The organism is Bacillus sp. SSR7 (genome assembly GCF_055902415.1).
The window spans coordinates 47,041-59,111 of sequence record NZ_JBVVXV010000022.1 but is presented as its reverse complement, the minus strand read 5'-3'; the positions used below and the strand labels follow the sequence as shown (position 1 = coordinate 59,111).

Here is a 12,071-nt window from a genome sequence, read left to right as displayed (position 1 = left end):
CATACGATGAAAATGGAGTAGCGTACAAGTATGAAGTGAAAGAACAGCCAGTAGCCGGATATGAATCAAAAGTAAGTGGCACTGACATCACAAATACAAAAGTAGGCGAAACGAAAGTAGAAGGAACAAAAACTTGGAGCGATAACAATGCAACAGATCGTCCAAGTTCGATTAAAGTAGACCTTTTACAAAATGGTAAAGTAGTAGATACAAAAGAAGTAACAGCAGAAACAAACTGGAAATATACGTTTGAAAAGCTACAAGCATACGATGCAAACGGAGTAGCGTACAAGTATGAAGTGAAAGAACAACCAGTAGCTGGATATAAATCTGAAGTAAAAGGTTATGACATCACAAATACAAAAATCAAGGACAAACCAAATGTAGATCCAAAAGATCCAAGCACAGATCCAAAAGATCCAAGCACAGATCCGAAAGATCCAAGCACAGATCCGAAAGATCCAAGCACAGATCCAAAAGATCCAAGCACAGATCCAAAAGATCCAAGTACAGATCCGAAAAATCCAAACACAAATACAGGCAGCAATAGCGATTCAAAAGTTCCATCTACTACAGAAAATGATAAGCCAACATTACTTCCTAACACAGGAGGAACATCAGCAGGAATGAGTTCAATTCTTGGAGGTATGGTATTGTTCCTTTTAGGTGGAATCCTATTCGCTCGTCAGCGAATTAAATAATAAAAAAGCCTTAGATTATTAATTACACTGTAATCTGAGTAGCTGACAAATTAAAAAATTACTATTGATATTGCGCCCTTTAGGTAAGTATTCAAAAACACTTCACAATAAGGTGAAGGGAAGAATGCAGCCTGAAGGGTTTTTTTATAGAAAAAAGGGAACAATTTCAAGGTGGACTCAATCAGTGGCTCTAAAACGATAACAAAATCGTTTTTAAGAAGCCCATTATCATTGTTCCATAAGCTTAGAGTGTGGTATCTCATGTAATTTAAGGTCAATGCTATGTTTCATTAAGTTTTGGATGAATGCATAGCCATTTTTATAGCTAATTTAGAAATAGCATTTTGTAAAGCTTTGTTCTTGAGTAGCTGATGTAACGTTTATTTTAGGAATGAAGGTATTAGTTTCTGAAGTTCAAGTTAACACAACTGCAAGAGCACCTTTTTACAATCGAAAAATCTTCTCATTAGATGTAATCAATAGTATTTTAAATTTTTTATTCTACATAATGCTATGTAATTTGTATACTTTATTTATATATTACGATTTTAATTATACACCATAATACCATGTAATAAATATGCTTTTATGCATATTTATTTTTTCTTAATAAACAGCCACCGATTAATCGGTGGCTTGAAATAGTATTAAGCGGCTTTCTCTCCTGTTTTTACAGTGGAATGAAGGCTATTATAGACGCCTGTACCAATAACCTCTAATGCCATTTTCATACGTTCAGGTGAAATATTCTCAAATACGTTATCTTGAGGTGTGTGATATACCTTTTCGATATGATAGATTAATGGATTCCAACTATCGACACCCATCCAAATAAATAGAGCTGCAGGAATCCCAACTTCAGCAAACGGTACGTGATCACTAGAGCCAAATTTCCCTTGCAGTACGAGGTCATTATTTAATTGTTTGCCTGCTTGTAAGGCTGCGTCTGTTACAAGGTTTGGAGAACCGTTAGGCGTCATAGCATATAAATTTTTTGCTTTATCGTAATTTGTAGCAACCATGTCTGCGTTAAAGACACCTAAAATTCGGTCACGCTCTTTTTGGGATAGACTATTAACATAATAATCAGAGCCAAGTAAGCCAGTTTCCTCAGAACCAAAAGCAATAAAACGAATTTCTTTATCAGTTTCTACATTTTGAAAAGTACGAGCTAATTCTAATACTAATCCTGTACCAGAAGCGTTGTCGTTTGCTCCAGGTGCTCCAACGACACTATCGTAGTGTGAACTTACAACGACAGCTTTTTCATTACCTGTACTATTTTTGGGTTTCTTTTTAGCGATGACGTTTAATGATGTTAAATTAGATTCATGTCTCGCTTTGAGGGAAAGGATTGTTGCCCCTTTTTTAGCGATTTCTTCTTTAAATGCATTTCCTTGTGCATAAGCAAGACCAAAGACAGGGACAGATTGCTTTTTCGTTAGGCGAGGGTTGAAAGTTTGTCCATAGTTTCCACGACCACCAATTAAGCTATATAAAAGAACACCTTTTGCTCCTTTGCTAACAGCATTTTCAACTTGTTTATTATAGTCCGCTACTGTTGTTCCTCTTTCGAATAGGACAATTTTTCCGTTTACTTCATTTGGAATATCCTCTAATTTTGTCCCACCTTGAACAAAGATAAGAGGGGCTGTAACAGCCTCTGTAGAAATTAGTGCGTTAGGGGCAGCACCAGCTTGCCAATTACGCTTTGTGGATAATGGTGATTCAATAAATCCGACGTATTGATCCGGCACTTGGAATGGTTGATATTCTACTTCATAGCCCATTGATTTAAGCTTCATACCAACGTAGCGAGATGCCCATTCCTCAGATTTTGTTCCACCGGGGCGAGGACCAATTGTTTCGGATAAGAAACGGATGTGTTCGATAGCGCGGCTTGCATCAACTTGTTTTGTGATAGGTGAAGTCTGTGTGATTTCTGACGTGGAATCAGCTTTGACTTGTCCAATCGGAGCTAAGCTAACAGCGAGTGATACAGCAAGCAAAGAGCTTACTATTTTTTGTTTCAAAGATTTTTTCATTTTTTTCCTCTCCTATTCTTCTATTCTCTCTGACTGACAAAAGAAGACGGATAATGACTTCATTTTACCTTTACCTTTATTTAATTTCAATATTCTGACATTGAGAAATAAAAAAACGCTATATGCACATTTGCATATTTTTGACGGAGATATGTATGCTATCATTTTAAACGAAGGTTCGCTTTCTGTTTGGAAAGCTCCTACATTGCATGAATCTAGTGTACCCAAACTTTAGATTATGTAGGGAAAAGAATCCCATAGGGTTTCTTTTCTCATGTTTGAATCATGTGATGATAAATATGTTTCCGCATTTCATACTTATTATCAGTGATATATGTAAGGCATCCATATGAAAATACGAGGCTGTTCAAAGGTTTTCCGTACTTTTGGACAGCCTCACCCCGTTAAAAGGACGATACTTTATGTATCGTCCTTTTTTATACTTCTGTTAAAATAATCGGTTCGCCGCGTGTTACGACAACTGTATGTTCGCATTGTGCAACAAGGCTTTTATCAGGTGTAACGAAAGTCCAACCATCATCGCCACGTTCGATAATATGGTCAGCTTTCATAGAAATGAATGGCTCTACAGCGATAACAAGACCGTCTTTTAGAAGCGCATTATCCATTGGGTCAAAATAGCTTAAAATGTGGTTTGGTGCTTCATGTAAGCTAAGACCAATACCGTGACCAGTTAAGTTTTGAATAACATTGTATCCATTTTTATGTGCAAAGTTTGAAACGGCACGACCAATTTGGTTTTGTTTTGAACCAGCTTTCACCTTTTTCATTGCTGCCCAAAAGGCATCAACAGCTGCTTGGCAAAGCTTTTCTTTTGCTTCATCTTCTCCAAGTACAAATGAAATACCTGTATCTGCATAATAACCATCAAGTGCTGCAGATACGTCGACATTTACAAGGTCGCCTTCTTTTAATACACGATCACCTGGAATACCGTGAGCAACTTCTTCGTTTACACTGATGCAAGTTACGCCAGGGAAATCATATTCTTTTTCAGGTGCAGAAATAGCACCATGCTCATCTAATACTTTTTTACCGATCAAATCAAGCTCTTTCGTTGTCATACCTGGCTTCGCTTCTTTTTTCATTTCTTCACGTGCAAGCGCAACGATGCGGCCGATTTTTCGTAAGCCTTCTAAATCTTGTTCATTACGAATAATCATGAAAACCACTGTCCTTCCTCGAATATATATCTTATCCGATTGTATCATGTTTATTTTCATCCTGCTACTTGCTTGCAGTATGCGTATTGATTCCTCTCATAAAGAATACATGACAATTGTCATATCGATGTCATGACGCATCATACTGTTTCCTAAGTTTTCCAAGTAATACAATGTAAATATAAGAAACAGCGGGGGTGGAGAGATGGAAAAGATTATTGAAGTAAATAGTGTTTCTAAAACATTTAAATATAAAAAAGCAGTAAATAACGTTTCATTTCATGCGAATAAAGGAGAAATCGTAGCACTGCTTGGGCCGAATGGTGCAGGGAAAACGACGACGATGTCGATGATGCTTGGATTAAAGGATCCGACGGAAGGAACGGTTTCTACATTTGGAAAGAGTCCAAAGCATAGAGATGTTCGTAATAGAATCGGCGCGATGCTACAAGAAGTAAGTGTCATTGATAGCATTACAGTGGAAGAGGCAATTGAGTTATTCCGCAGCTATTATACGAATCCGATAGCGAAAGAAACGTTGCTACAGTTATCGAATTTAAAATCAGAGAGAAAGCAAAGATGCGAGAAATTATCAGGTGGTCAAAAGAGAAGGTTAAATTTTGCACTCGCACTTGCAGGAAATCCAGATTTGTTATTTTTAGATGAGCCGACAGTCGGAATGGACATTACGTCTCGAAGAACGTTTTGGGAAACGATTCGAAAGTTAGCAAGTGAAGGGAAAACGATTATTTTAACGACGCATTATTTAGAAGAAGCAGATGTATTAGCAAATCGTATTTTATTATTTGCGAATGGAAAGATTATCGCAGACGGTACGCCAGATGAGATGAAAGCGACGATTTCCCGAAAAACAATTACATTTTATTCGAAGGAAAGTATTCCTGCAAAATTACTAAAAGAATTACCAAATGTAACAGAAGTACAATCAAAAGAAGGACACTTCACTTTAGCAACAGAAGATACAGATGCAACGTTAAGAGCAATTTATGAAAAGAACTTACCTGTAACAGATGTTTCTGTTGAACGTGGAAGCCTTGATGAAGCATTTGAACAGTTTATCACAAATCAGGAGGGGGAAATCGCATGAGAGCTTTATGGATGCAATGCAAAATAGAAATCTTACGTACGTTTCGTAATAAATTGTTTATCTTTTTCTCATTATTAATGCCAGTTATGTTCTATTACATTTTCACAAATGTGGTTCAAGTGCCACAAAACGGAGATGCGTGGAAAGCACATTATTTAATCTCAATGGCAACGTTCAGTATTGTAGGGACAGCACTTTTTAGTTTTGGTGTGAGAATTTCTCAAGAAAAAGGGCAGGGTTGGACACATCTTTTAAAAATTACACCACTTCCAGAGGGAGCATATATAACAGCTAAAATCATCGCTCAAACTGTAGTGAATGCTTTTTCAATCTTAGTTATCTTTATCGCAGGAATATTAATTAATCATGTTGAGTTAACAGTAGGGCAATGGATTGGAGCTGGGTTATGGTTGTTGTTAGGTGTGACACCATTTTTAGCGTTAGGGACAGTAATAGGTTCTATTAAGAAGGCGGATGCTGCTGCGGGCTTAGCGAATATTTTAAATATGTGTTTAGCAATTCTTGGTGGTCTATGGATGCCGATCGAAGTATTTCCGAAAATATTAAGATCTATTAGTGAATGGACACCAACATATCATTTTGGAAGCGGTGCATGGGATATTGTAGCTGGAAAATCAATTGGTTGGGAAAACATCGCGGTATTAGGAGGCTATTTCCTTATATTTGTTGTAGTATCAATATATATAAGAAAAAGACAGGAAGCGGTATAAATGATAGAGAAGAAGAGGATTGAGATTTTTCCGAAACATATGGGATTCTTTCCGTATATGTTTCTTGTGTATTTATTATTTCCAATTTACCATTTAGCGCAAGTGTCAGGATGGAAGCTTGTGCTAGGGAGCGGTATGTTGATACTTTTTATTATCACATACCGTCAACTTTATTTTGTTCAGAAGACGTTTGTTTTGTGGGCATGTATACAGATGGTGCTCATCTATTTATTTGCTTTATTTTATAATCCCTTCATGATATTCTTTGGCTTTTTCACGGCAAGTGCGATGGGATTTGCACCAAGTAAGAAAGTATTTCGGATATTACTATGTTTGTTAGTTGTAATGCTTGGAGCATTTGTATTTGTAAATATGAATCAACTAACACCGACAAGTTTAGTAAATATCGTTCCGATGTTTATTTTAATGCTTCTTACACCATTTGGTATGCGCAATTTTAATCAGAAAAAGATGTTAAGAAATCAATTAAACGAAGCGAACGAGCAAATTAAGGACTTAGTAAAACGTGAAGAGAGGCAGCGTATTGCAAGGGATCTTCATGATACGTTAGGGCATACGCTATCTCTTATTACGTTGAAAAGTCAGCTTGTTGAAAAGCTAATCGTCAAAAATCCAGAGCGCGCAAGTGCGGAAGCGAAGGAGATTACACAAACATCTCGAACTGCTTTAAAACAGCTAAGGGAATTAATTTCTGATATGCGCATGATTACGGTAGAAGAAGAGCTTGAGCAAATAAAAGCGATCTTACAAGCTGCTAATGTTGAATTAGAGATCAAACAAGAAACGAGTGCAAGTTCGCTATCACCCATTGAACAAAATATTTTAGGAATGTGTTTACGTGAAGCTGTTACGAATGTTGTAAAGCATAGTAAGGCAACGCGGTGCATAGTTTCTGTACTAGAATCACAAGGTGAATTGATTTTGACAGTAGAAGATAACGGAATCGGTTTAGCGGATCAAAATCACGATGGGAATGGTATTCGTGGTATGAAGGAGCGAATCGCTCTTATTGATGGATTTGTTGAACTGGGTACGATTAATCCAGGAACACTATTAACAGTAAAAGTTCCAGTTGTTATTAGAACAGGAAAAGATGAGGTGAAGGCATGATTCGAATTATTATTGCAGAAGATCAGCGAATGCTTCGTGGTGCGTTAGGAGCCCTACTTGATCTAGAAGATGATATTGAAGTAATTGGGCAAGCAGCGAACGGAGAAGAGGCGCTGAAACTAATCGAATCGTTAAAACCTGATGTAAGCATTATGGATATTGAAATGCCAATTCAAAGCGGATTAGATGTTGCAGAAACGTTGAAGAAAGAAAAATCGGCATGTAAAGTAATGATTTTAACAACATTTGCGCGCCCTGGATATTTTGAACGAGCAATGAAAGCTGGTGTGCACGGATATTTATTAAAAGATAGCCCAAGCGAGGATTTAGCTGCATCGATTCGCAACGTAATGAAAGGTAAACGAGAGATCTCTCAAGATTTAATGTTCGGTTTATGGCAGGAGCAAAATCCGTTATCAGATCGTGAAAAAGAAGTATTGCTACTTGCGAAAGAAGGAAAGACAGCAAATGAAATTGCAAAGACACTTTATCTTTCACCTGGTACAGTACGTAATTATATTTCTGAAGTATTAACGAAGCTTGATGCGAAAAATAGAATTGAGGCAATTACAATTGCGGAAGAAAAGGGATGGATATGAAAAGAAGTTTACCTATGAATGGTAAACTTCTTTTTTTCTTGTACACAACAGTTTCATTAGAGAATTCCGTCTCGGTTGAATGGCTTGGAAGTTGAAGTGTAGTACGTAATGAAGATTTTACTTCATTTTTCGACAAAAAATTTGTTATAGTTAGATTAAGTTGTTGGTCTAAATTTTGGACCACTTTGCCACTAATAGTTGTAATTACTCCATTTTTATCTACTTTTACAATGAAATCTTGACTATATATTTTATAGTTTTTGTAAGTTTGTGCAAGGCGAACTTCGCTTTGATTTTCTTTTGTATCTTTATTGGTAGGTTGGGAATCTACATTCATTTCAGCTGTCACTCACTCTTGTTGAGCTTTAGCCTCGTTTATCTCACCTTTTAACTACTTTTTCGTTATATTTTTTCATATTATTTTGAGGTTGTGTTAATTTTTAAATTGTTAAACTAGGCTGAGCAATGTCGATTTTTACTTTATTTTTGTCTAATTCTTGGGTGTGAATGGCTTCTGCTAATAAAGGATAAAGAAGAGCGAATGTAACGAAAGCATAGGTAAGTTATCTATAATTTATCTATAAAACTCCGAATCTATTACTATAAGTGAGATGAATTGTATGGAAAATTTGCCGAATCTTATATATATTATGCATTATTTCATATCAAAAATTGTCGAATTCACATTATTGTAGTGGTATGACAACTTAACAAATTAGATTGTTCTAATGGGATGGTGAGTAAGTATGCACGCAGAAAAATTAGGAAGTGAAATTAAGAAAATTAGGGTAATGAGGGGATTAACACAAAAACAGTTATCCGAGAACATATGTCATCAATCGGAAGTGAGCCGAATTGAATCGGGTGCAGTGTACCCAAGTATGGATATATTGCAAGGTATCGCAGCGAAATTACAAGTTCCCATTATTCACTTTTATGAGGTACTTGTTTATTCTGATATTGAAAGAAAAAAGCAGTTTAAAGATCAAGTCATTACGCTATGTAAGCAAAAAAAATATAAAGAGATTTATAATAGAGTATGGAATGAGCTGAAAAAGGAAGAATATCATCCCGAATTCCAGCAGTTTCTTCAATGGCAATATCATGTAGCAGCTTACATATTGAAGAAGATTGATTACGAATATTGTATTTTAGAATTGAAAAAATTGTTAAACCAACAATTAGCTGGAATAGATGTATACCAAAACCTCTATATAGAAAATGCAATCGCAAATATTTATGCTGAAAATGGCTATTTTAAGAAGAGTATTGAGTTATTTGAAGGTATATTGAAACAATTAGAGTCATTGCATGATAATGAAGAATTCGACGTGAAGGTAAGATATAATCATGCAAAAGCATTATACTTAGATAATCAATATGAACAAGCCTTATATCAAGTGAATAAGGCGATTGAAATATCTTGCCGAATTAATAGTATGGCATTAATTGGGCAGCTGTACTATCAAAGAGGTGAATGTCTAGAAAAGTTGGAGTATGATGAGGCAGAGATTGAAGATACATATAAGAAAGCAAGTTTCTTTTTTGATATATTAGAAATGCATGCATATAAAGAGGCAATTGTAAATAAAATCAATCAATGAATAACCCCAAAAAATGGATATGCATAATTGCATACGGCATGGATAAATTTTCATGATATATTAAAAGAAAAAATGTGGGTGATGGAATATGAAAAAATTACTTATTGGTAGTTTATTAACGTTAGCAATGGCATGGGGTATTTCATTAACAGATACAGCTTTAGAGAAAAGCCAAGTAATTTCTCATAATGATCAAGAGGTACAATTAGCTTCGGACCTACCTTTTGAATATTAAAAAAACAACCGTCTTACTTAGACGGTTGTTTTTTTGTGGAGTAACCTCCAAACGTCTTTACTAGAAACAGGCTTGCTAATAAAGAATCCTTGAATGTGGTCACAGTTTTGTTCATATAAAAACTTCCATTGTTCTTCGGTCTCTACACCTTCTGCAATAACTTCTAAATTTAGTTCTTTTGATAGTGTAATAATGGAAGAAATAATCGCTTCTTCTAAAGGGCTAGTTGTAATTCCGCAAATAAATTCCCGAGCAATTTTTAATGTATTGATTGGATATTTTGTTAAATAAGCTAAAGAACTATAACCAGTTCCAAAATCATCAATTGAAATTTGAATACCGAGATTTTGAAGCTGTTCTAATTTTGTAACTACAGATTGATTTTGATTAATAGCGATACTTTCTGTAATTTCAATATCTAGTGCTTCTGGTTTTAACTCTGTTTCCTCTAAAACCTTTGAAATAGTTGGTATTAAATTTGCATGGTTAAATTGAACAACAGATAAATTTACACCGACTTTTAAGTGAGAAAAACCTTGATTATGCCATCTTTTTGCTTCTAAGCAAGCGGTACGCAAAATCCAATTTCCAAGTTCAATAATGAATCCAGTTTCCTCTGCTAGCGGAATAAATTGGGCCGGGGATACGATACCAAGCTTTGGATGTTTCCAACGAAGTAATGCTTCAAAACCGATAATTTGTTTTGTTTTTGTGCTTACTTGCGGCTGGTATTCAAGGAAAAATTCATTTTGTTGTAATGCTTTTGCAAGTTCGCCTTCTAAAAATTGGATTTCATTTTGAGCAATACTTATTTCTTTTGAGAAGAAAACAAATCGATTTTTTCCATTTGCCTTCGCGCGATACATAGCCATATCAGCATTTTTCATTAATTCTGTTACATCTGTTCCATAATCAGGGTACATTGCAATTCCGATACTCGGTGTAATAGACAGTTCTTCGCCTTGAATGAAGAATGGTTTGTTTAAAATATTTAAAATCTGTTCAGCAATAAAAGCCGCACTTTTTTCTGAGTACATATCTGGTAATAGAATTGTAAACTCATCTCCGCCTTGGCGAGCAACGACATCCTTTGAACGTAAGCAACTGCGTAATCGTTTTGCTACTTCAATTAATAATAAGTCTCCGACGTCGTGTCCAAGTCTATCGTTAATTTTTTTGAATCGATCTAAATCAAGGAACATGACGGCAACATCATTGACGCTAGTTTGAGCTGTATTTAAAATGTTTTTTAAATCTTTTTCAAACTTTCGGCGATTTGGTAATCCAGTAAGTGCATCATGAAAGGCTAAATGTTCTACTTGTTTTTGTTTTTCATATAAAGTTGTAATATCACGTGCTATGCCGAACATCCCAACAACTTCTTTGTTTATGAAAGTAGGAATGAGGGTAATGTGAAGGTAATAGTAATAGCCTTCTTTTTCTTTTGTGCGAACTTCTAAAGTTTGTGGTCTACCTTCTGTTGTTATTTGTAAAGCTTTCTTTAGTAGATCATGGTCTTTTGAGTCAATAAAGTGTAGAAGAGAATAGCTTTCTACTTCACAATAGTAGGCGGTAAATAGGCTTTCACAAGCTGTATTAGATTGTTGGAAAATACCATGCATATTTAAAGAGAAAACGGCATCAGGATGATCTTCGAATAAAGATTTATAGCGTTGTTCACTCTTTGATAACGCAGATGCACCCTCTTCTACTTTACCTTCTAGTTGTGTAGTCAACTGCTCGTATGTATCGATTAGTGCCTGATTATCTTTCCACATATAAAGTTGTCGTAAAAATAATAAGATGAGAGATAATACTAGACCGATCAACATGAACTTATCATCCCAAGGTTGAAAGATAATAAAAGAAAAAGTAATGATTACACTAAAATAAGGTAATATAAAGCGTACATAATCAAACCGGTAATATTTTGCTTTCGTTTCATGCTGTATTGGTTTATTTAAAATATATAGTATGGATGACAAACCAATTAATAAAATCGAAGCAGTATGTATTAAGTAAGAGACTTCAGAAGAAGTTTCCATCCCTGCGTTTAATTGAAAGAGATGTATATATCCGTATACAAGTATGATAGTAAAGCCGATAATTAATGAGATTCTACTAGCAGAATATTGTTCTCGTCTATATAGACTAATAACGGCGTAAATGACTAATGATTGTGCAATAAAGTATCCAATTAAAACCCAATGATCTATTGTTAACATACGAAAGCTTGAACGGTCCAAAATAAAAGTTAAGGTAAAATAAATATTCATAATAATGATAAAGATGCTATCGAATGAAAATTGAGCTAGGCCTCTAATGGAGTAATGTTTTATGAACTTTATAGCAAAGCCAGAAAAGAGCAAAATATATTGTACGATAAAAAAGGGTAATGCCGTATATGAGAATATGACTTGGTCATATATAGAAAGTGAATGAAGAAATAAAGTTATCTCCATTGTCAATCCACATAGGCAAGTGCATAGTAATAAAACCCAAAATAATTTATCACCGCGCTTCATTTTCTTAATAGCTTTATATAAACAATAGCAAGAAAAGAGTGCAGCAAAACAAAATAAGAAGAGAATTCCAATTTCTTTTATATTCAAGTTCTTAGGAATAAGAAATATCCAAAGAGAAAATATAATTATATATATCATAACAAAGTGTACATATTTTTTTTGATTGATCATATTATGACTCCGTTTCAATAAAGTTGAATCACAGGTG

At 35.0% G+C, this 12,071-nt stretch carries 10 protein-coding genes and 1 pseudogene; 7 read left to right on the top strand and 4 right to left on the bottom strand.

The annotated features are described in order from the left end of the window. Positions 1-701: Cna B-type domain-containing protein (locus AC0NJG_RS26570; RefSeq protein ID WP_474063638.1), on the top strand; the 701-nt coding region annotated here is incomplete at its 5' end. Between the two features lie 647 nt (positions 702-1,348). On the opposite strand, the gene AC0NJG_RS26565 is transcribed toward AC0NJG_RS26570, so the two are convergent. Both AC0NJG_RS26565 and map read right to left on the bottom strand, forming a co-directional pair. Next, complete coding sequence (locus AC0NJG_RS26565) at positions 1,349-2,746, bottom strand: M28 family metallopeptidase (protein WP_474063637.1); 1,398 nt, start codon at positions 2,744-2,746, stop codon at positions 1,349-1,351. 437 nt (positions 2,747-3,183) lie between these two features. Continuing rightward, a complete protein-coding gene (gene map, locus AC0NJG_RS26560) occupies positions 3,184-3,978 on the bottom strand; it encodes a type I methionyl aminopeptidase (protein ID WP_098857976.1) in 795 nt (264 codons plus the stop codon). 157 nt (positions 3,979-4,135) lie between these two features. Here map and AC0NJG_RS26555 point away from each other — a divergent pair, with 157 nt between their 5' ends. The 4 genes from AC0NJG_RS26555 to AC0NJG_RS26540 are packed head-to-tail and all read left to right on the top strand — an operon-like array spanning position 4,136 to position 7,499. Continuing rightward, a complete protein-coding gene (locus tag AC0NJG_RS26555) occupies positions 4,136-5,038 on the top strand; it encodes an ABC transporter ATP-binding protein (protein ID WP_474063636.1) in 903 nt (300 codons plus the stop codon). Beyond that, on the top strand, positions 5,035-5,769 hold the full coding sequence (locus tag AC0NJG_RS26550; protein ID WP_001202426.1) for an ABC transporter permease: 735 nt from the start codon (positions 5,035-5,037) through the stop codon (positions 5,767-5,769). Before AC0NJG_RS26555 ends, AC0NJG_RS26550 begins: the two co-directional genes overlap by 4 nt. Beyond that, complete coding sequence (locus tag AC0NJG_RS26545) at positions 5,770-6,900, top strand: sensor histidine kinase (RefSeq protein WP_048552867.1); 1,131 nt, start codon at positions 5,770-5,772, stop codon at positions 6,898-6,900. Continuing rightward, entirely contained in the window at positions 6,897-7,499 is a 603-nt protein-coding gene (locus tag AC0NJG_RS26540) for a response regulator transcription factor (protein ID WP_000619255.1), read from the top strand. The genes AC0NJG_RS26545 and AC0NJG_RS26540 overlap by 4 nt, the downstream gene beginning before the upstream one ends. Before the next feature lie 31 nt (positions 7,500-7,530). Here AC0NJG_RS26540 and AC0NJG_RS26535 read toward each other — a convergent pair. Continuing rightward, positions 7,531-8,077: pseudogene (locus AC0NJG_RS26535) on the bottom strand (M4 family metallopeptidase); the annotation flags it as partial. Positions 8,078-8,245: 168 nt separating this feature from the next. Between AC0NJG_RS26535 and plcR the strand changes: the two are divergent. Both plcR and papR read left to right on the top strand, forming a co-directional pair. Then, complete coding sequence (gene plcR, locus AC0NJG_RS26530; protein WP_048552869.1) at positions 8,246-9,103, top strand: transcriptional regulator PlcR; 858 nt, start codon at positions 8,246-8,248, stop codon at positions 9,101-9,103. 88 nt (positions 9,104-9,191) lie between these two features. Then, positions 9,192-9,338, top strand: a complete 147-nt coding sequence (gene papR / locus AC0NJG_RS26525) for a quorum-sensing peptide PapR (RefSeq protein WP_000734741.1) — start codon at positions 9,192-9,194, stop codon at positions 9,336-9,338. A 17-nt stretch (positions 9,339-9,355) separates the two neighbouring features. On the opposite strand, the gene AC0NJG_RS26520 is transcribed toward papR, so the two are convergent. Further along, positions 9,356-12,034 (bottom strand): DUF4084 domain-containing protein, encoded by a 2,679-nt coding sequence (locus AC0NJG_RS26520; protein WP_474063635.1) that lies wholly within the window; start codon positions 12,032-12,034, stop codon positions 9,356-9,358. Between the last annotated feature and the right edge of the window lie 37 nt (positions 12,035-12,071).

Bases quoted from the DNA above. Each gene is read 5' to 3' on its own strand.
- AC0NJG_RS26540 (WP_000619255.1), top strand. From the start codon at position 6,897: ATGATTCGAATTATTATTGCAGAAGATCAGCGAATGCTTCGTGGTGCG.
- papR (WP_000734741.1), top strand. From the start codon at position 9,192: ATGAAAAAATTACTTATTGGTAGTTTATTAACGTTAGCAATGGCATGG.
- plcR (WP_048552869.1), top strand. From the start codon at position 8,246: ATGCACGCAGAAAAATTAGGAAGTGAAATTAAGAAAATTAGGGTAATG.
- map (WP_098857976.1), bottom strand. From the start codon at position 3,978: ATGATACAATCGGATAAGATATATATTCGAGGAAGGACAGTGGTTTTC.
- AC0NJG_RS26545 (WP_048552867.1), top strand. From the start codon at position 5,770: ATGATAGAGAAGAAGAGGATTGAGATTTTTCCGAAACATATGGGATTC.
- AC0NJG_RS26555 (WP_474063636.1), top strand. From the start codon at position 4,136: ATGGAAAAGATTATTGAAGTAAATAGTGTTTCTAAAACATTTAAATAT.
- AC0NJG_RS26550 (WP_001202426.1), top strand. From the start codon at position 5,035: ATGAGAGCTTTATGGATGCAATGCAAAATAGAAATCTTACGTACGTTT.
- AC0NJG_RS26520 (WP_474063635.1), bottom strand. From the start codon at position 12,034: ATGATCAATCAAAAAAAATATGTACACTTTGTTATGATATATATAATT.
- AC0NJG_RS26565 (WP_474063637.1), bottom strand. From the start codon at position 2,746: ATGAAAAAATCTTTGAAACAAAAAATAGTAAGCTCTTTGCTTGCTGTA.